The following is a 19,638-nucleotide window of genomic DNA, read 5'->3' on the forward strand; positions in this document are numbered from 1 at the left end:
GTGCCGTTCCGGCACAACGGCTTGGGTGGTTGTTTGCATTGTAAAATATACGGAGTCCCCGGCGACGGCAACGCGTAAGTTCGTCGGCAGCGTCAGATGTGTAAAGGGACACCCACTGATAATGCCTCCATCGAATCGTTTCATTCCTCGCTAAAGTCTGAAACGTTCTATCTCGACAAGTTGGAAAGCACTACGACAGCCATCATAGAGCAAACTGTCGAAACCTATATTCACTATTATAACAATATCCGTATTCAAGCGAAACTAAACAACCAGCCGCCGGTCATATACCGGCAGCTGGCTGCTTAAAGGTGTTTTGATCCCTGTCTCAAAAACGGGGGTCAGTCCCCTAAAAAGTTGGGCTTTTAATTTAAGCGGGGAGATAGCGATTTGTAGCCTTAAAATAAAGTTTGATTAAATGAACTTAATAAACCTTGATAAAAGTACAAATAGAAAAAACGTGTTTTGAAAAAAAGGTTGATCAAAACACGTTTTTTCTATATTCATTTCAATCATCGTTTTATAAAAAAGTTTGACCATTTTATGTCTAGAATCTTCAACAAACGCGCCAGTTTGAGGAATAGTACCTTATAATAAAAACTGCTGAGTGCTACCTAGACTGAATACTCCACCCATGTGTTTTAAGCTTTTTTATATAATCTTCAACACTAATTTTTTCAACTTCAATTGCTAACGGCGTCAGTGAAACAAGGCACTCATTTGAAGTATAATTTATTGTAACTTTTACCACCTGGTATCCATTATGGAAGCCTGAATCAAATCCAGGATCGTCAATTATATCTCCTACTTGAGGGCGAAAGTCAGATTCAAATGTTTTCACTAATGTTTGAGTATTTTCCTCTGTAGGTTCTTGATTAATTGATGAGACAAATAATATTAAATTTATATTCAAAACATTTACCCCCTTTCTATGCTGTTTAAATAATCTTTAGTTTAATTCTATTGTTATTGATGATTGAGTGCAAAACAAATTTTAACTTGCCATCACAAATTAATTGTGCCATTAAATGGCCCGTTTGTTGAATTGTAAAAATCTGTATTGTTAATGTGATTCTATCAAACTTTTTTATAAATTATCGGACTTTGTTTTACATAATCAATCTTTATTTTAAAGCTACACGATTAAGTTTTTTAGTCCTCCCCTGTTTTTCTTTTATTTGATTTTACTACTATCCCCGTAATTTGCACAAATGGAAAAACCGCAATATGATTGCGGTCTGCTGTGAATCTGTATTTGATGTTATTCAGTCCGCTCATCAGCTTGCGGCTTTAGTAGGATGGTTAAGACAATTCCCGATACCAAAGTTAAAATGTATCCACCGAGGACAGCGTATGGAGCGATTACGTTAATCTGAGAATTAGAGAAAGCGAAATAGAGGATAAAAAGAACGACTGCTACGCCGATTAAAAAATAAAATGATTTCTTACTTTTAACAGTTAATCGTTTAGATTGTGTTATCTTTTTGAAGAGCAAAGGGCTTCCGGTGTAAATGCCGAAGAAAAACGTAACAATAATAGACCACAAAAAGCCAGCAATCGAAAAATAATCTTCATGAAAAATCCCATCAAAAGACCATCTGCTTAAAAAGATAAAGCCGAGTAAATAAACAAATGACAATATAACCTTGACCAATTACATCCCTCCCCTTCATTCAATATACACCCGCCAAAAGGTTGTTTAAATGGGTAAATACCATCATTTACTTTCATACCGTGTTTATCATAAGAAGACCCAATTTCCTGCAATTTCAACATTTTTTGTTACTTAGTCATGTTTACCAAAATTAAACAATGAGTTACCATGGGAAACGAATACTTAAAGGAGGAGATAGAATGAAAAAATTTGTCGTTGGTATTTTATTCACCCTAGCTTTGAGTTTTTCATCCCTGTTCAGTCTTCATGCTAATGCTGCCGAAAAGGTGGACAAGGAGTCCGATTTGATTATTGATAAGGCGACCTTTCACGAGGTAACGAAACAGCAAAATTTGAGAACTTGAGAACCCTTTCATCTGAGAAAATCCCAACTGTAAAAGAAGTGAATAAGGCATTAAACAGTATGCATGTCAGCAAAGATCATCCGTACCAAGAAATTGATCTCGGCAATGGTTTCACTGTGGAAATGGGCGTCAGTACAGATATGGGAATGGAAAAGATAAAAACACAGGCCACTCAAAATAAAACAGCAAGTGGCTATTACGCTGTGAAATTAGTAGGGCTAAAATTATACGATATTCGAGTAAGTGACAACTATTCATACGAATATGGAAAGAAAATAACAAAGTGGGAGAATCCGCCGAGCGCCTCCGCTTCAGGGTTCACTGGCTGGACAGGCAAAATTACTTCTAAAAAAGTTGAAAACATCGACAAAGCGGCCAAGGATGCTATCGCTAATTCTAATTACACGTTTGTAAAGTACGGTGGTAACCGCCACGGCCATATGGAATTACGCTTCACAGCAACAGGGAACTGGTACACACATCACGTCTCTATTAAATAAAAAAAAGCCCGCCTTTTTAACAGGTGGGCTTTTACTGATCATACGGCCGATACTTCTTCCGCTCTGCCTCTAATTCTTTTTTAAATGCTTGTACATGTTCCAGCAAGAACAAAGCCACCGTTCCCACCTTCTTTATCGCTTTGAGCCGGCCGCCGCTGACAAGCTGGCTTACGCGCTGCCGGCTAACAGAAAGCAGCTCGGCAACTTCAGCAACCGTCAAAACTTCATTCTGGATAAACCTAATTTTTTCACTTTCTTTCATGTCGGCTTTCTCTCCACATCATAAAAAATCCTTTTAACAAAATAACTATTACAGCCAAGTATAAACAAACATTGTGATTTTCCCAAGGGTACCGGCTGTTTCATAATCAATAGCCACAATACCAGAATGGCGAGTTTTAGGAAGCGTGGAGATAATTGGGAATATAGAATTATTTATAAAGATCCCATCACGAATAAGAGGCGCGAAAAAACACAAAAGGGCTTTCGGACAAAAAAAGAGGCACAAGTAATTGCAGCTGAAATTGAAAGAAATTTATTTTTAGGAAAACACAGCTTAATTCATAACAAAGAGAGGCTTGTAAAAGACTGGTTAGAGGAATGGTTGCAGGTTTATGGCTCACAATGCGAGCAAAAAACTTTGATAAACAGAAAGTTATATATACATAAAAATATTATTCCTCGTATAGGAAATTTCAAGTTGAATGAACTCAATAGAGTAGAGTATCAAAAATTCATTAATGAGTTAAGTGAAAAATTCGCAAGGAAGACTGTACAAACGATACATTCAATCTTCTGTTCTGCCATCAACAAGGCCGTGGAACATGAGATGGTTACGCACAATAAATATCAAAATATTTCAATAAAAAAAGATTCGGATTATAGAATGCTTAAAGACAATTATCTGGACAGAGAACAAGTATCTATCTTTATGGAGGCAGCAAAATCTTCTAAATATCATCATTACATGATTGCTTTAACTCTTTTAAGGACCGGCTTAAGAAAAGGTGAACTTATTGCTTTATATTGGTCCGATATTGACTTTAATAACAAAACTTTAAGGGTTACTAAATCTAAAAACGAGTTTGGAATCAAAGCACCTAAAACTCGTAAAAGTGTTAGAACTATAAGCATTGATGACACTTTAATTAAAGAAATGAAAGAGTTTAAGGAATGGCAAGAAGAAAATAAAATAAAATACGGTGACAACTATAACCAGTCTCCCTTTTTTATTACCAACCATAAGGGAGATGACATTGGACCGTTTGGAATTAATAAAGTCATAGATTCCATTCTTAAGAAAACTGATCTGCACCACATTACTCCACATGGTTTAAGATACACACACGCCATTATGCTGCTAGAAAGTGGTGCAGATATCAAGTTTGTAAGCGAACGACTCGGTCATACCGATGTGAAAATGACAGCTGATGTCTATATCCATATCACGCAGAATCACAATCAAAAAAGCATTAATCAGTTTGATGAATACCTAAACAGCTAAAATCAGTGGGCAAAATGTGGGCACGAGGGATAAATCCCTCTCAGAACCCTTCTACATCACGCGTTTAAACATCTTTTCCATCTCATATGTGCTGTGGTGAATAATTATCGGGCGGCCGTGCGGGCATGTGAATGGATCTGTCGTTCGGCGCAGATCGTCTAAAAGTGCTTTGATTTCGTCGTTGCGCAGATGGCGGTTCGCTTTGATGGAGCCTTTGCAGCTCATCATAATCGCTGCTTCCTCCCGCAGCTTTTTAATGTCGATCTGTTTGGCGTCCAGCACCTGCTGAATGATTTCTTCAATCAGCTCGGCTTCTTCTCCTTTTGGGAACCAGGCCGGATGGCAGCGGACGATGTAGCTGTTGGAGCCGAATGCTTCTAAAAATACGCCGACGCTTTCAAGCTCATGCTGATGCTGTTCGATGATGAGCGCTTCATTTGCAGCATAATGAAAGGTGAGCGGCACGATCATATCCTGCACCTCGGGCTCAACCTGTCCGACCTTCTCCCGGAAATATTCATATTTAATCCGTTCCTGGGCGGCATGCTGATCGATGATGTACAGGCCGTTTTCGTTTTGGGCTAATATATATGTCCCGTGCATTTGGCCGATCGGATACATGACCGGTACTCTTTCTGACGGCTCTCCCTCATAGACAGGTTCCTCTGAAGCAGCCCGCACTTCAGGAAGCGGTTCCGGCCGATCGATTTCCGGCAGCAGCTCACTTTCCGTTTCCTCTGTGAGTGTATTTTCTTCTTTTACAGGCTCTGGCTCTTTTACAACCGAACTCAGCTTCAGCGGCGAATAGGAAGGCTCCGGCGGTTTTTCAGGCAGCTTTCGTTCAGACGCGCTTTCGTCAAACGTCATAAATTGCTGTTCGTTTTTTATTGGCGGCGGTGTTGATTTTTTCGGCAGCTGGGCGCTCGGAATCAGCCGCTGCTGCTGAAATACATCCTTAATGCCGTCGCGGATCAACTCGTGCAGCTCCGTCTCTTTGCTGAGGCGGACCTCAAGCTTTGACGGATGAACATTCACATCGACCAATATCGGGTCCATCGTGATTTCAATAAACGTAATCGGATGGCGACCGATCGGCAGCAGTGTATGATAGCCCTCATGCACCGCTTTGACAAGCGGAAAATTTTTAATGTATCTTCCGTTAATGACTGACGACATATAGTTTCTGGAGGCGCGAGTGATTTCCGGCAGCGCAATAAAACCTTTCACCTCAAAGTCGAGTGAGCTGGCATGGAGCGGTATCATTTTTTTAGCGACCGCCGTCCCGTAAATCGCCGCCAGCACGTGGCGCACATCCCCGTTGCCGTTTGTTTGCAGCAGATTTTTCCCTTGATGGCGGAGGCGGATCGATACTTCAGGATGAGCAAGAGCAATCCGGTTGACGACATCCGTAATATTGCCAAGCTCCGTATGCACGGTTTTCATATATTTTAATCGGGCCGGTGTATTAAAGAACAGATTAGTAACAGCGATTTCCGTTCCTTTTCTGCTTGAAGATCTCTTTTCAGAAATGATATTCCCGCCTTGGAGAATGAGATGCGTTCCCGCTCCCTCACCAATGCTCGTTTTTATTTCCAGATGTGAGACTGACGCGATACTTGGCAAAGCTTCTCCGCGGAATCCGAGAGTTCTTACCCGAAACAGGTCGTTTTCATCTTTGATTTTACTTGTCGCATGGCGGCGGAAAGCCCGTTTGCAATCATCGGTTTCCATCCCTTCGCCATTATCGAGCACCCGGATGGATGAAAGCCCCGCTTCCTCAATGTCGATTTCAATGACTGTACTGTTTGCGTCAATCGCATTTTCCACTAATTCCTTGACGACAGAGGCCGGCCGTTCCACCACTTCGCCGGCCGCTATTTTGTTTGAAAGTTCATCTGACAGCTGGATGACTTTTGCCAAGTCGATCACCTCTTTCTATTTTAATTTCTTTTGCAGCTTATACATTTCGTTCATTGCTTCAAGCGGTGTCATATCGAGAATATTGATCGATTTAAAGGCTTCCAGCACTTGTTTTTCTTTTTTAGACATGGGCGGAGCCTTCTTTTCTTTCTCTCCTTCTTCAAAGAAGGACAGCTGGGCCGGTTCTTCTTTGACGGCAGTTTTTTTCTCCTGCGGCGATTGCAGTTCCGGTTTATTCTCTGACTGCTCAAGCTCTTTCAGGATCTCCTGCGCCCGGCTGATCAGATCATCAGGAAGCTCGGCAAGCTGGGCGACATGAATGCCGTAGCTCTTATCGGCGGCCCCTTCTTTTATTTGATGGAGAAAGACGACCGTCCCGTTGTATTCTTCAGCGCGCACATGGACGTTTTTCAGCTGAGGAAGCTTATCCTCTAGCACAGTCAGCTCATGATAATGTGTACTGAACAGTGTTTTTGCGCCGATATGGTCATGAACATATTCAATGATTGCCTGTGCAAGCGCCATTCCGTCATATGTTGAGGTGCCGCGGCCAATTTCATCGAACAAAATCAAGCTGTTTTTTGTGGCGTTCACAATTGCATTTTTCGCCTCCAGCATCTCGACCATAAAGGTGCTTTGTCCGGAAATTAAATCATCCGCAGCCCCGATTCTCGTAAAGATCTGGTCAAAAATCGGCAGGACCGCTTCTTTTGCGGGGACAAAACAGCCGATTTGAGCCATGATGGAAAGGAGGGCGATTTGTCTCATATACGTACTTTTTCCTGACATATTCGGGCCTGTGATCAGGAGCATTTCCCTTGATTCGCCCATCATACAATTGTTAGGCACATATTCTTGGCTGTCCATCACTTTTTCAACGACGGGATGTCTTCCCTCAATCACCTTGACCTCATTTTCGGAAAATGCAGGCTTCGTATAATGCCTGCTTTCACTGATCGTCGCAAAGCATTGCAGGGCATCGAGTTCACTCATATGTTTCGCTAAGCGCTGCAGGCGCGGGATATACTGCTTCACACTTTCACGCAGTTCGGCAAAAAGCTCGTATTCCAGCTCGCAGATGTTGTTTTCCGCTTCTAAGATAAGCGCTTCTTTTTCCTTTAATTCCGGTGTAATATACCGTTCGGCATTCGTCAGCGTCTGCTTCCGCTCATATCGTCCGTCCTCAAGCAAATGAAGATTTGCTTTTGTGACCTCAATATAATAACCGAATACTTTATTAAAGCCGACCTTTAAAGAGCGAATGCCCGTATAAGCGCGCTCCTGCTGTTCAAGGCGGGCGATCCAATCTTTCCCGTTTTTGCTGGCGTCCCTGTATTCATCAAGCTTTTGATGATAACCGTCTTTAATTAAGTTTCCTTCTTTTAAAGATAACGGCGGGTTTTCGTATAATGCCTCTTCCAACAGCTCAAGCAGGTCACTGCACGGATCAATCAGGCGGGCGCGTTCTTTCGCTTTTTCGTGACGGAGTGATGCCACAAGCTGTTTAATGCTCGGCACTTGCTTTAAGGATTCTTTCAGCTGGATTAAGTCCCGTGCATTCACGTTGCCGAATGCAACACGGCCCGCGAGACGCTCCAAATCGTAAACTTCTTTCAGCCGCTCGCGCAAATCCTCGCGCTCAAACAGATGATTGATCAGCGTCTCGACCATTTCCTGGCGCTCTTCGATTTGAGCTGCCCTGATTAACGGCCGATCGATCCACTGCTTTAGAAGCCTTCCTCCCATGGCTGTTTTCGTCTCGTCTAACAGCCAGAGCAATGACCCTTTTTTATTTTTAGAACGGATTGTCTCTGTCAGCTCAAGATTTCGTTTTGAATACAGATCGATTTTCATCGCTTCTTCTAATTCATACACTTGGACAGGCTGAAGGTGATCGAGGCTCCGTTTTTGCGTTTTCTGCAAATACGTATATAAACGCATAAAAGTTTCTGTCAGCTCTTCACTGGGCAGATGCTTCGCAATGTCGATCCGCTCTTCAATTTTTCCGTCTTCGATTGAGATCGTTGCACCGCACCGCTCTTTCAGCTGAACCGCCGTCGTTTCGTCAAACTTGCTTGAAACAACGATTTCCCTTGCGCCGACTGAATAAATTTCCGACATAATATCTTCAATCCGCTCAATAAAAACGGCTAAATTTTCTCCGGTCGTTAAGTCTGATAAAGCCAGCCCGTACCCGTTTATAAATTCAGAAACGGAAGCGATAAAGTTGTTTTCAGACTCGTGAATGCCTTTTCCGTCCATCACGGTTCCCGGTGTAATCAGCTGGACGACTTCACGCTTAACTACGCCTTTTGCCGCCTTCGGGTCTTCTGTCTGTTCACAAATCGCCACTTTATATCCTTTTTTTATCAGCTGTTCGATATAAGCGGCCGCAGAATGATACGGCACGCCGCACATCGGAATTTTATCGGCAGAACCGCCGTCACGGCTTGTCAGTGTAATCTCAAGCTCTTGTGAAGCTTTTTTCGCATCCTCAAAAAACATTTCGTAAAAATCACCAAGCCGAAAAAATAAAAAGGCATCTTGGTGCTCTGCCTTTATCTTTAAATATTGCTGTATCATAGGCGTATAACTAGCCATCATTTAATCCCTCACTATGTATCAACGTTTCTCTATTCCGCCCCATTATAACATAAACGAAAGAGTGATATCTTCATATAAAAAAGAGGCTTGGGGTGTTTAACTCCCCTAGCCTCTTTTTATTCTTCAGGATCTCCGACTAAAAACTCTGGGTTAATGTCCTCTAATTCCTCGTCAAGATCATCTTCCCAATCGTCGTCATCATCCTCTTCCCAGTCTGAGTTCACCTCAACGACCACTTTCGTTTCACCGACCACTTCAGCTAAAAATTCTCTTTCAGCCTGAACGACGATTTTATTTCCGTTAGGAGAAATGGTCACTTCAAGACAATTCGGCTGCTGCAGCACTTTTGCAATTACCTCGTGATCATCATCTAAGTAATTGGTGTCTCTGTATCTGAGCTTGATAACGTCTACATATTTAACTCTTTCAGTGACAACCTCTGTTTTTGTATTGTCGCAGTAAGAGTACCAGACGTTTATATCATAATACCCTTCAACTTCTACCGTTTTTCCGATTTTTTCAGCATCGTATTTGTGATTGATAATCCAGCCGCCCAATATACTTGACGGTTTTTCATCAGGAGAGATCGTATTGGTGCATTGAGTGAACTTTCTGCCTTTGGCTACTACCGCTTTCGTAATAATTTCCCTGTATTCAGACATTCCGTTATGCCTCCTTGTTCTTCTTCGTGATATCTTATGCTGGGCATTCGTCTAATGTGCATTTTTATAAAGAAAATATAAAAATACAAAGTTTCTGTTTCATTGTATGCAGCCCCGCCCAGAAACTTTACTTTTAAGTCTATAAAGTTTCTCGCGGAAGCAGGACAAAAATCCCTGTAGAATATTTAGTTCATCCTTCAATTAGTTTATAATAAAACAAAAAAACACGGGGCCTTTAAAAAGGCCTCGTGTTAAAAGGAACAGCTGTTATTCGAATGTTTCACCTTTGAACCGGTTTCCCCCGTAAGCAGGTTGCCGCCGGTCGATGTGATGATTTCATTTGTGACCTGGTTGGATATCGTATGTGCCACAAGCTGCAGAAGATCGTTGACCTCAAGCTGGGAATCTCTGAATTCCTGAATGACCGGAATGCCCTCCAGCTCTTCCTGCAAAGCGTCAATTTTATTTTCAACTTGCTTCAATGCTTCGAGCTTTTCATAATGTTTCAAATTGACGGCTTGCTTTTGCAGAGCCTTAATCTGGTTAATGATCACAGATACTTTTTCATTTTCGTTGATTTGCGCCTCCGCGCGTTTGAAAAAATCAACTTCTTCGGTTTCTGAGATCATTTTTGCAAGATTCCGGGCTTGCTGTACAATGTCTTTCTTAGAGTAAAGCGTCATTATTAATTCACCTCGATTGCTTCTCCTGCCATCACTCCGTCAAGCGACCATGTTTTCGCCTGCTGGATTTTGACGCGTACAATCTTGCCGATGGCCTCTTTCGGTCCTTTGAAGTTGACGAGCTTGCTTTTTTCCGTATAGCCGGCAAGAATGTCAGGGTTATTTTTGCTTTCTCCCTCGACTAATACTTCGACAGTCTCTCCTTCATATTCCTTCATTTTTTTGGCTGAAATTTCTTTAACCAAATCATTGAGGCGCTGGAGACGTTCTTTTTTGACCCTCATCGGCACATTGTCTTTCATTTTCGCAGCAGGTGTGCCTTCACGAGGAGAATAAATAAACGTATAGGCGCTGTCAAATTCCACTTCACGGTATAAGGAAAGCGTTTCTTCAAACTGTTCGTCCGTTTCATTCGGGAAACCGACGATAATATCCGTTGTTAATGAAGCGTTCGGCATTGCCGCTTTGATTTTACCGACAAGCTCCATGTAGCGCTCTCTGTCATATTTGCGCGCCATCATTTTTAACACTTCAGAGCTTCCCGATTGAACAGGGAGATGGATATGGTCGAGCAGGTTGCCGCCTTTTGCGAGCACTTCAATAAGGTGATCGTCAAAATCGCGCGGATGACTCGTTGTAAACCGGATTCTCGGAATATCAATTTTGCGCAGTTCGTCCATTAAATCTCCGAGGCCGTACGTCATATCCTCAAAATCTTTTCCGTATGCATTTACGTTTTGGCCGAGAAGGGTGATTTCTTTATAACCTTCGCTCGCGAGCCTTCTCACTTCCTGAATAATCTCATCAGGCCGGCGGCTTCTTTCTTTTCCGCGGGTATACGGCACGATGCAGTATGTGCAGAACTTGTCACAGCCGTACATAATGTTGACCCAGCCTTTAATTTTTCCGTTGCGGACTTTCGGAAGGTTTTCAATAACGTCTCCTTCCTTCGACCACACTTCGATGACCATCTCTTTTGATAAATAAGCCTCTGATAACAGCTCAGGCAGACGGTGAATGTTGTGTGTGCCGAAAATCATATCGACAAACGGATGCTTCTTTAATATGCGGTTTACGACTGATTCTTCCTGTGACATGCAGCCGCATACGCCTAAAATAAGATCTGGGTTATTTTTTTTGAGCGCTTTTAAATGGCCGAGCTCCCCGAACACTTTGTTTTCAGCATTTTCCCGGATCGCACAGGTGTTTAATAAAATCACGTTGGCATCATCAACCGAATTTGTCGCTTCATAGCCGAGAGCCATAAAAATACCCGCCATCACTTCTGTATCGTGTTCGTTCATTTGACATCCGTACGTACGGATATAAAACTTCCTGCCGTCGCCGAGGCCTTTAAAGTCTTCTGAGATTTTAAAATCGTTATGATATTGAACGGCTTCCTTGCCGCGTTTTTTCGCGTCTTTTAAAGAAGGCGGGATATATACGGCTTCAAAATACTTGCTGTAATCCTTTTCGGATTTTTTGTCCGCTGGATTCACTTGTCCGCTTTCTTGTTTTTGCTTTTCATTCATATTCGAATGTCTCCTTTCAACCGAAACTTCCACCCTCAAGTATACTGGTTATAGCCGATTGGCACAACCGCCAGCCTATCATTGTACACCTTACTGAGAATAAGAATCAATAAGAAATAAAAGAGGGGGTATCCCCTCTACACAAGCTGAAGCTCTTTTGCAGCTGACCGGATGACGTCAAGCGCCCGATCAAGTTCTTCTTCCGTATGCTCCGCCGTAATGATCGTGCGAATTCTCGCTTTTCCTTCGGCGACGGTCGGAAATACAATGCTTTGAGCAAAGACGCCGTGTGACAAAAGACGGTCAGAAAATGCCTGGGCTTTTTCTTCCTCGCCGATTAAAATCGGGATGATCGGTGTTTCACTTTTTGTAAGCGTCAGCCCCATTTGAATCAGTTTGTCTTTAAAATACGCCGTGTTTTTCCAAAGCCTTTCCATATGTTCCGGCTCTTCCAGCAGAACATCGATGGCTTCTATGCAGGCAGCCGTCACCGCAGGCGGATGAGAAGTGCTGAATAAAAACGGACGCCCCTTATGACGCAGGTAATCAATGAGAACTTGAGATCCGGCGGCGTAACCTCCAAGCACTCCGATTGCCTTGCTTAATGTGCCCACCTGAATGTGCACTCTGCCGTCAAGTCCGAAATGATTAACGGTTCCCCTTCCGTTTTTTCCGAGCACGCCGGAAGCGTGGGCATCATCTACCATCACAAATGCATCGTACTTCTCCGCCAGGTTTACGATATCAGGCAAAGGAGCGATATTGCCGTCCATGGAGAAAACGCCGTCGGTTACGATCAGCCGCATGCGATAATTCATTGATTTTTTCAGCACTTTTTCCAAATCATCCATATCAACATGGCGGTATACCTTTTTGTCTGCCTTTGTCAGTCTGATTCCGTCAATAATGGACGCATGATTCAGTTCATCAGAAATAACAATATCCTCTTTTGTGAGAATGCTTGATAATACGCCTTGATTCGTTGTGAACCCCGATTGGAAAACAAGGGCCGCTTCTGTTTTCTTGAAATTTGCGAGTTTTTTCTCCAATTCATTATGCATCGTAAATGTCCCGGCGATCGTCCGAACCGAGCCCGTCCCCGCTCCGAACTCATCTGCGGCGCGTTTGGCTGCTTCTACTAACCTCGGATGTGACGTCAAGCCGAGATAATTATTTGACGAAAGCTGAATGACCTCTTCTCCTTTGACCTTTACACAAGGTCCCTGCTTCGTTTCGATTTGTTTGATTTGCTGCCATGTCTTATTTTCTTTCATTTTATCAAGTTCACTTTTCAAAAATTCAAATTCTTTCATAATAAAACCCTCCCCTTATGGTATTAAAATGACTTTCCCGCACTGGCCTTTTCTCATCAGGTCAAATCCTTTTTCAAATTCCTCCAGCGGGAATTGATGAGTGATGAGCGGCGTCAGATCCACAAGCTCAGATTCAAGCAGGTGAGATACCTGCCGCCAGGTTTCAAACATTTTTCTGCCTGTAATGCCTTGGACGGTAAGGCCTTTAAATACGACGTCATTTGTCAGATCAATCGTTACCGGATTTTCCGGCAGGCTTAACATATGAAACCTTCCCCCGTTGGCTGCCATTTTCAGCCCTTGGTTTATGGCTTGGGGATGGCCTGACATTTCGCAGACAAGGTCGATCCCTTCTCCTCCGGTTAATGCGTCAATCACTTCGAGCGGATCTTCTTTATCAGCTGAAATGGTGACTGTGGCTCCCATTTTTTTCGCTAGAGACAGCCTGTAGTCATTTTTATCAATAGCCGCAATACGGGCTGCACCTGCCGCTTTTGCTACTGCCACTGCCATCAGTCCGATCGGCCCGCAGCCGATAATCGCTGCGGAGCCTCCCGCCGGCTGACTTTCCAGTACCGTATGCACCGCATTTCCTAACGGCTCCTGAACGGAGGCGACCGCCGGATCCATATTAACGGGGTTTTTCCAAATGTTTTGGGCCGGCACTTTGACGTATTCAGCGAAGGAACCGGCTGTATCAACCCCGAGGATTTTTGTATGAGTGCACACATGATGCTTGCCTGATAAACAAGGGACACAAGTTCCGCAGACGAAATGGGTTTCTGCCGACACATAATCCCCTTTTTTGACATTTGTGACGTGTTTCCCTGCTGCTTCTACAGTACCGCTGAATTCATGTCCGAATACTTGGGGTGTTTTGATTCGTTTTTGTGCCCATTGGTCCCAATTATAAATATGCACATCTGTACCGCATATAGATGCGGCTTGTACTTTAATAAGAACTTCATTCTCATTAATGGAAGGTATAGGAATTTCTTTCAGTTTAGCTCCGTAAGCGTTTTCATTTTTAACAACAGCTTTCATCTTTCCTTCCAACATGTACACTCCTTTTCAAAAAACGTTATTATAACTGGATTGTACCATGTGATACGAAGGAGGTAAACATCAGTGTCCACCAGAAAAAGACAACTGCTTCTTCCTGGAAAAATGGGCGGTTTTTTTTTTTGAAATATTATATGAATAAAGTCGTTCATCATTTGTTCACACTACCAGTATAATATTGTGAGAAAATATAACAACAATAAAAACAACCTGCTTGCTCCATGCAAGCAGGTTGAGAATGTGCATTTTTTGTTAACGGGGTTCGACAATTAATTTAATTGCCGTTCTTTCCTCTCCGTCAATCTGTATATCTGTAAAAGCCGGAATACAAATTAAATCAACGCCGCTCGGCGCGACAAAGCCTCTGGCAATGGCAACCGCTTTAACAGCCTGGTTTAAGGCACCCGCCCCAATCGCTTGAATTTCGGCGGCTCCGCGTTCTCTCAACACGCCAGCCAGCGCGCCTGCTACCGAATTTGGACTAGATTTTGCTGAAACTTTTAAGATTTCCATTTCTGCTCCCCCTTAGTTTTACAATAGATAAGTGAGTGTTCATTAGAACAATCATTATTAGATGTTGCTATCCAAAAAGCCATCCCCACAATGCTTTTCATAAATAGCGGGCTACCTTCCATTTCTACTATATTCACTAAGAAGTTGCTATATTCCTGCTTTTCCTTTTAATATTTTTATAAAACAAACATGTGAACACCTATTCAAAGAACATATGGTCATCATTTATTAAAATCCGTTCGATTTTAACGGCTTTTTTCGTTTGGTCATCAATATCAATGAGCACTCCGCTCAGCGTTGTTTTTCCTTCCGCGACCGTAAACCGGACCGGAAGATTAGTTTTGAACCGCTTAATAATCGTTTCTCTGTCCATTCCAAGAATGCCGTCATACGGCCCTGTCATGCCCACATCAGTAATGTATGCAGTTCCCTTAGGCAAAATGCGGTTATCTGCCGTTTGCACGTGTGTATGCGTCCCTACAACCGCAGACGCTCTGCCGTCTGTGTACCATCCGATTGCAAGTTTTTCGCTTGTTGCCTCGGCATGAAAATCAATAAAAATGTACGGCGTGCGTTTTTTCGCTTCAGCAATTAACTCATCAGCCTTAAGAAACGGATCATCAAGCGGCGGAAGAAAAGTGCGGCCCTGTAAATTGATGACGGCAAGCTCTTTTCCTTGTGCTTTCACATACGTAATGCCTTTTCCCGGTGTTCCTTCCGGGAAGTTTGCAGGGCGGACGAGGTGCGGCACGTCATCAATAAAATCAAAGATCTCTTTTTTATCCCACGTATGGTTCCCCATCGTAATGGCGTCCGCCCCTGCCTCCATCAGGCTATGGTAAATCTTTTCCGTCAGGCCTTTGCCGTGTGCGGCATTTTCTCCGTTAATGATCGTAAAATGCGGCTTGTGTTTTGCTTTTAGTTTCGGAACATATTCTTTTACCATGTCGCGGCCCGGGGAGCCGACAACATCACCAATAAATAAAATTCTCATGCTTTGTATTCCTCTCTTTTTCAGCTTTTGTCAATCAAAAAAATAAAGTGATGCGCTAAGCATCACTTTATTTTGCATACTCTACGGCCCGAGTTTCTCTTATCACAGTCACTTTAATGTGGCCCGGATAATCAAGCTCGTCCTCAATTCGTTTACGGATGTCACGCGCCAAACGATGAGCTTCTAAATCATTAATGGAATCCGGCTTCACCATAATACGAACTTCACGGCCCGCCTGAATCGCAAATGATTTTTCGACACCCTCGTAAGACTCGGAGATTTCTTCAAGCTTTTCAAGTCTGCGGATATAGTTCTCGAGCGTTTCACTTCTCGCTCCCGGTCTTGCGGCAGACAGTGCATCAGCAGCAGCGACCAGAACGGCGATAATGGAAGTCGGCTCTTCGTCTCCGTGGTGTGACGCAATACTGTTAATGACGACTGGATGCTCTTTATATTTGGTCGCAAGCTCCACTCCGATTTCCACGTGGCTTCCTTCCACCTCATGGTCAATTGCTTTTCCGATGTCATGCAGAAGACCGGCCCGCTTGGCAAGCTTCGCATCTTCTCCGAGCTCGGAAGCCATTAAACCGGCTAAAAACGCAACTTCCATTGAATGCTTCAGTACATTCTGCCCGTAGCTTGTACGGAATTTCAACCGGCCGAGAATCTTAATCAAATCCGGGTGGAGTCCGTGAACGCCGACCTCAAACGTCGTTTGTTCACCCATTTCCCGAATGTAGTCATCAACCTCGCGGCGGGATTTTTCAACCATTTCTTCAATGCGCGCCGGGTGAATACGTCCATCTTGAACGAGTTTATCAAGAGCAATTCTTGCCGTCTCCCGTCTGATCGGATCAAATCCGGAAAGAATGACGGCTTCAGGTGTGTCATCAATAATCAGGTCAATACCTGTAAGCGTTTCAAGCGTACGGATGTTACGCCCTTCACGGCCGATGATACGTCCCTTCATCTCATCATTCGGAAGATTGACGACCGATACCGTCGTTTCGGCAACATGATCTGCTGCACAGCGCTGCAAGGCAAGTGACAGAATGTTTTTCGCCTTTTTATCTGCCTCTTCTTTTGCACGGTTTTCGGTTTCTTTTGTCATGATGGCGATGTCATGTGAAAGCTCGTTTTCAACCCGGTCAAGAATGATTTGTTTCGCTTCATCCCTTGTCAGGCTCGAAATGCGTTCGAGTTCTGACTGCTGCATACGAATCATCTCATCCACTTTGCTTTCCATCTCTTCAATATGTTGTTGTCGTTCATTCAGAGAATGATCTTTCTTCTCCAACATCGCTTCCCGTTTATCAATTCCTTCATGTTTACGGTCAAGATTTTCTTCTTTTTGAAGTAAACGGTTTTCTTGTTTTTGAAGCTCATTTCGTCTTTCACGAACTTCCTGTTCAGCATCTATTCGAAGTGTATGGATTTCGTCCTTTGCTTCAAGCAGAGCTTCTTTTTTCAGTGCTTCAGCATCACGCTTTGCATCTTCAAGGATTTGCTCGGCAGCACCGCGTGCGCCCGCAATCTTTGCTTCGGCAATGGTTTTACGAACATAGTAGCCAACAACTAAACCGAGCAGAGTAAGCAAAATGGAGATGAGAACCATCATTGGGGTCATACTTTCACCTCCTCTTGCTATGAACTTGGTTGTTGCTAAAAATAAGTGTCGGCGTGTACATTGTCTGATTTCCTCAACATACAGGACCTTCACAGGGAATGAATCACTCATGCCCTTGTCAAGTTTAATGGTTTAACAATCATGTTAAAAAAACAAATGTTACAACTTCATTGTAATTGTGTCGGAAATACTTGTCAAGCTTGCCAGCTTAACGTTTAGCCCTCAGCTCTGAATCTGCAGCCTGCTTACATCATACCATACCTTCATCTTCTTTTTGTAAATGACGGCTTCGTTTAGGATTCTTGGTTAAGCAATTGGTATATTTTGTTGTTTACCTGTCCTAATTTGGCGTTATTTTGGATATTTGACAGTAATATGACATATTTGCTCGCCGAATGGCTGAAGCTGTTTAAAATGTTATAACCGGGCATGACGCCGTGGTTGGAATAGCTGCCGGGGTCAATGTAAAAACCCATCCCGTACGTTGAATTGCTCCCTGGTGTGAACATTTTTGTAAAACTCTGTTTTGAGTACAGCTTACCGTTTATAAGTGCCTTATCAAATTTATAAAGGTCTTCAGCGCTCATATACATGTCGCCCGCCCCGTAAAGCTGCGATAAGTCGAGAATATGAGGCGTTACAAGCTGACCGCCCTCATCTACTTTATATCCGACGGCAGGATACTTCTCCTTAGCAAACGTTTTATAAAATCCGGCATGCTTCATTCCGGCCGGTTTGAACACATGATCTTTTATGTATTGCTCGTATGACTCTCCGCTAACCTGGGCTACAATATAGGCGAGTACCGAATAATTGGAATCCCTATAATCCCATATTCCCGGCTGCCGTTTTATCCCGCGGTATTCTATATCCTTTATTAAATCAATTGGAGAAATCGCCCCCTGCCCTTCAATGTGCCCGTTTATGCCGGACGTATGGTTGAGCAGGTTCTTCAGTTTGATGTTCGCCCCATTGGGAAAATTCGGTAAATATGTACTGACGGGATTACTCGTTTTCAACAGCCCTTTTTCTTCAAGCTGCAAAATGGCAGTCGCAATTAATGCTTTTTGTGATGAACCGATATAATACGCTGTTTCCGGATTGTTTTCGATCTTTTGCTTACGGTCCGCATAACCGAAGCCTTTTTTCAACACAACGTTTCCGTCTTTTACGATCATGGCTGTGCCGCTGAATCCGATCTGGTGTAAATAATTGCTGATCTTTTTATCGTTGTCGATGGATTTGGGTTTTTTCTCTTTTTGCTTCTTTTCTTTTTTTTGTTGATTCTGGTCTTTTGAAGAATCAGATTGAGCAGCGGGAGCGCTTTTGGCAGATTCTTCATCCCGGTGATGGGCTGTAATGCTCCAGATCGTTATAAAAACAGTGACAAGCAGCAGAAAAAGAAACAGCCCTCCCGTTTTTATCAGCTTTTTCTTTCTTTTTTTATTTATTCTTGTGCGGCGGGGGCTTGTCATCTTTTTTCCTCCTCAGATATAAATTCAACTTTCGCTTTCGCCATGATTTTAGACGAATGAAGTGTGAAAAAAGTTGTAACATTCCAGATAAAATTTTCCGAAATAGCCAGTGTTTTTTGAAACACACAAAAAAAGAGCGGAAATCGCTCATTCCGCTCTTTTTTTATATCGTTTTTTATTCTTCAAACCCAATCTCTTCCTGAACTTCTTCCGCTTTGTCCGTAACGCCGTTATTGTCCAAGCCGTAATGTTCACGGATCTGTTCTTGAATCATCAGCATGATGTCTTTATTTTCTTTTAAGAACTGCTTGGCATTTTCACGTCCCTGCCCGAGGCGTTCTTCTTCATAAGAGTACCATGAGCCGCTTTTTTGCACGATATCAAGTTCAGTTCCAAGATCGATGATTTCTCCTTCTTTGGAGATTCCTTCACCATACATAATGTCGACCTCAGCCGTACGGAACGGAGGAGCGACTTTGTTTTTCACGACTTTAATTCTCGTTTTATTCCCCATTACGTCGTTGCCCTGCTTCAATTGCTCAGCCCGGCGCACTTCCAGACGCACAGAAGAGTAGAATTTCAGCGCACGTCCGCCCGGAGTCGTTTCCGGATTTCCGAACATTACGCCGACTTTTTCACGAATTTGGTTAATAAAGATTGCGATTGTTTTAGATTTATTGATGGCACCGGAAAGCTTACGGAGCGCTTGAGACATCAAACGGGCCTGCAAACCGACGTGGGAATCCCCCATGTCTCCTTCGATTTCAGCTTTCGGGACAAGCGCCGCAACAGAGTCGACAACTACGATATCGACGGCTCCGCTTCGTACCAGCGCTTCGGCAATCTCAAGCGCCTGCTCTCCCGTATCAGGCTGAGAAAGCAGCAGCTCCTCAATATTTACACCGAGCTTTTGCGCGTAAACAGGGTCAAGGGCATGCTCAGCATCAATAAATGCGGCTTGTCCGCCTTTCTCCTGAACTTCAGCAATCGCATGAAGCGCTACAGTCGTTTTACCTGAGCTTTCAGGTCCGTATACTTCAATAATCCGCCCGCGCGGGTATCCGCCTATTCCGAGAGCGGTATCAAGTGCAAGGGAACCGCTCGGAACCGTTGAAATTCTTGTATCCGTCTTTTCCCCGAGTTTCATAATGGAACCTTTGCCGAATTGTTTTTCTATTTGCTTAAGAGCCATGTCTAAGGCTGCCTGACGATCACTCATTTATTTTTTCC

Annotated in this window: 18 protein-coding genes and 1 pseudogene; 4 read left to right on the plus strand and 15 right to left on the minus strand. The window is 43.3% G+C overall.

Annotated features, from left to right (window positions below):
• Nucleotides 1-102 precede the first annotated feature (102 nt).
• Nucleotides 103-309: pseudogene (locus J7E26_RS04785) on the plus strand (IS3 family transposase); the annotation flags it as partial.
• 301 nt (nt 310-610) lie between these two features.
• Here J7E26_RS04785 and J7E26_RS04790 read toward each other — a convergent pair.
• Entirely contained in the window at nt 611-913 is a 303-nt protein-coding gene (locus J7E26_RS04790; RefSeq protein WP_214799172.1) for a hypothetical protein, read from the minus strand.
• A 348-nt stretch (nt 914-1,261) separates the two neighbouring features.
• Complete coding sequence (locus J7E26_RS04795; RefSeq protein ID WP_214799175.1) at nt 1,262-1,654, minus strand: hypothetical protein; 393 nt, start codon at nt 1,652-1,654, stop codon at nt 1,262-1,264.
• 200 nt (nt 1,655-1,854) lie between these two features.
• Between J7E26_RS04795 and J7E26_RS04800 the strand changes: the two genes are divergently transcribed.
• Both J7E26_RS04800 and J7E26_RS04805 read left to right on the plus strand, forming a co-directional pair.
• Nucleotides 1,855-2,019 carry a hypothetical protein gene (locus tag J7E26_RS04800; RefSeq protein ID WP_214799177.1) on the plus strand — a complete coding sequence of 55 codons (165 nt, stop codon included), beginning with the start codon at nt 1,855-1,857 and terminating at the stop codon, nt 2,017-2,019.
• Nucleotides 2,016-2,519 (plus strand): hypothetical protein, encoded by a 504-nt coding sequence (locus J7E26_RS04805; RefSeq protein WP_214799927.1) that lies wholly within the window; start codon nt 2,016-2,018, stop codon nt 2,517-2,519. The genes J7E26_RS04800 and J7E26_RS04805 overlap by 4 nt, the downstream gene beginning before the upstream one ends.
• A 31-nt stretch (nt 2,520-2,550) precedes the next feature.
• Here the strand turns inward: J7E26_RS04805 and J7E26_RS04810 are convergent, their stop codons facing one another.
• The gene (locus tag J7E26_RS04810; RefSeq protein ID WP_214799179.1) at nt 2,551-2,781 is read right to left on the minus strand and encodes a helix-turn-helix domain-containing protein; all 231 of its coding nucleotides are present in this window, start codon (nt 2,779-2,781) and stop codon (nt 2,551-2,553) included.
• Between the two features lie 126 nt (nt 2,782-2,907).
• Here J7E26_RS04810 and J7E26_RS04815 point away from each other — a divergent pair, with 126 nt between their 5' ends.
• Complete coding sequence (locus J7E26_RS04815; protein WP_214799181.1) at nt 2,908-4,023, plus strand: site-specific integrase; 1,116 nt, start codon at nt 2,908-2,910, stop codon at nt 4,021-4,023.
• 51 nt (nt 4,024-4,074) lie between these two features.
• Here J7E26_RS04815 and mutL read toward each other — a convergent pair whose 3' ends face one another.
• The 12 genes from mutL to recA form a co-directional block, all read right to left on the minus strand.
• Complete coding sequence (gene mutL, locus J7E26_RS04820; protein WP_214799183.1) at nt 4,075-5,943, minus strand: DNA mismatch repair endonuclease MutL; 1,869 nt, start codon at nt 5,941-5,943, stop codon at nt 4,075-4,077.
• Between the two features lie 15 nt (nt 5,944-5,958).
• A complete protein-coding gene (gene mutS, locus J7E26_RS04825) occupies nt 5,959-8,544 on the minus strand; it encodes a DNA mismatch repair protein MutS (protein WP_214799906.1) in 2,586 nt (861 codons plus the stop codon).
• Between the two features lie 119 nt (nt 8,545-8,663).
• Nucleotides 8,664-9,209, minus strand: a complete 546-nt coding sequence (cotE, locus tag J7E26_RS04830) for an outer spore coat protein CotE (protein ID WP_214799185.1) — start codon at nt 9,207-9,209, stop codon at nt 8,664-8,666.
• A gap of 251 nt (nt 9,210-9,460) precedes the next feature.
• Nucleotides 9,461-9,892, minus strand: coding sequence for a regulatory iron-sulfur-containing complex subunit RicA (gene ricA / locus J7E26_RS04835; RefSeq protein WP_214799187.1), 432 nt, complete (start codon nt 9,890-9,892; stop codon nt 9,461-9,463).
• A 2-nt stretch (nt 9,893-9,894) separates the two neighbouring features.
• Nucleotides 9,895-11,424 carry a tRNA (N6-isopentenyl adenosine(37)-C2)-methylthiotransferase MiaB gene (gene miaB / locus J7E26_RS04840; protein ID WP_214799189.1) on the minus strand — a complete coding sequence of 510 codons (1,530 nt, stop codon included), beginning with the start codon at nt 11,422-11,424 and terminating at the stop codon, nt 9,895-9,897.
• Nucleotides 11,425-11,561: 137 nt separating this feature from the next.
• A complete protein-coding gene (locus J7E26_RS04845; protein ID WP_214799908.1) occupies nt 11,562-12,740 on the minus strand; it encodes a glycine C-acetyltransferase in 1,179 nt (392 codons plus the stop codon).
• 12 nt (nt 12,741-12,752) lie between these two features.
• Nucleotides 12,753-13,796, minus strand: coding sequence for an L-threonine 3-dehydrogenase (tdh, locus tag J7E26_RS04850; RefSeq protein WP_214799191.1), 1,044 nt, complete (start codon nt 13,794-13,796; stop codon nt 12,753-12,755).
• 255 nt (nt 13,797-14,051) lie between these two features.
• Nucleotides 14,052-14,312 carry a stage V sporulation protein SpoVS gene (gene spoVS, locus J7E26_RS04855; RefSeq protein WP_003154135.1) on the minus strand — a complete coding sequence of 87 codons (261 nt, stop codon included), beginning with the start codon at nt 14,310-14,312 and terminating at the stop codon, nt 14,052-14,054.
• A 199-nt stretch (nt 14,313-14,511) separates the two neighbouring features.
• The gene (gene ymdB / locus J7E26_RS04860) at nt 14,512-15,306 is read right to left on the minus strand and encodes a TIGR00282 family metallophosphoesterase (RefSeq protein WP_214799194.1); all 795 of its coding nucleotides are present in this window, start codon (nt 15,304-15,306) and stop codon (nt 14,512-14,514) included.
• A gap of 67 nt (nt 15,307-15,373) precedes the next feature.
• Nucleotides 15,374-16,933 carry a ribonuclease Y gene (rny, locus tag J7E26_RS04865; protein WP_061520590.1) on the minus strand — a complete coding sequence of 520 codons (1,560 nt, stop codon included), beginning with the start codon at nt 16,931-16,933 and terminating at the stop codon, nt 15,374-15,376.
• A 293-nt stretch (nt 16,934-17,226) separates the two neighbouring features.
• Nucleotides 17,227-18,408, minus strand: coding sequence for a serine hydrolase domain-containing protein (locus tag J7E26_RS04870; protein ID WP_214799196.1), 1,182 nt, complete (start codon nt 18,406-18,408; stop codon nt 17,227-17,229).
• 175 nt (nt 18,409-18,583) lie between these two features.
• Nucleotides 18,584-19,627: a recombinase RecA gene (recA, locus tag J7E26_RS04875; RefSeq protein ID WP_214799199.1), complete on the minus strand. Its 1,044-nt coding sequence runs from the start codon at nt 19,625-19,627 to the stop codon at nt 18,584-18,586.
• Between the last annotated feature and the right edge of the window lie 11 nt (nt 19,628-19,638).

The organism is Bacillus sp. ISL-51 (assembly GCF_018613535.1).
GTDB lineage: Bacteria > Bacillota > Bacilli > Bacillales > Bacillaceae > Bacillus.

Coding starts and splice junctions, on each gene's coding strand:
- ricA (WP_214799187.1), bottom strand. CDS start 9,892: ATGACGCTTTACTCTAAGAAAGACATTGTACAGCAAGCCCGGAATCTT.
- cotE (WP_214799185.1), bottom strand. CDS start 9,209: ATGTCTGAATACAGGGAAATTATTACGAAAGCGGTAGTAGCCAAAGGC.
- spoVS (WP_003154135.1), bottom strand. CDS start 14,312: ATGGAAATCTTAAAAGTTTCAGCAAAATCTAGTCCAAATTCGGTAGCA.
- J7E26_RS04870 (WP_214799196.1), bottom strand. CDS start 18,408: ATGACAAGCCCCCGCCGCACAAGAATAAATAAAAAAAGAAAGAAAAAG.
- mutS (WP_214799906.1), bottom strand. CDS start 8,544: ATGGCTAGTTATACGCCTATGATACAGCAATATTTAAAGATAAAGGCA.
- J7E26_RS04815 (WP_214799181.1), top strand. CDS start 2,908: ATGGCGAGTTTTAGGAAGCGTGGAGATAATTGGGAATATAGAATTATT.
- miaB (WP_214799189.1), bottom strand. CDS start 11,424: ATGAATGAAAAGCAAAAACAAGAAAGCGGACAAGTGAATCCAGCGGAC.
- ymdB (WP_214799194.1), bottom strand. CDS start 15,306: ATGAGAATTTTATTTATTGGTGATGTTGTCGGCTCCCCGGGCCGCGAC.
- recA (WP_214799199.1), bottom strand. CDS start 19,627: ATGAGTGATCGTCAGGCAGCCTTAGACATGGCTCTTAAGCAAATAGAA.
- tdh (WP_214799191.1), bottom strand. CDS start 13,796: ATGTTGGAAGGAAAGATGAAAGCTGTTGTTAAAAATGAAAACGCTTAC.
- rny (WP_061520590.1), bottom strand. CDS start 16,933: ATGACCCCAATGATGGTTCTCATCTCCATTTTGCTTACTCTGCTCGGT.
- J7E26_RS04800 (WP_214799177.1), top strand. CDS start 1,855: ATGAAAAAATTTGTCGTTGGTATTTTATTCACCCTAGCTTTGAGTTTT.
- J7E26_RS04810 (WP_214799179.1), bottom strand. CDS start 2,781: ATGAAAGAAAGTGAAAAAATTAGGTTTATCCAGAATGAAGTTTTGACG.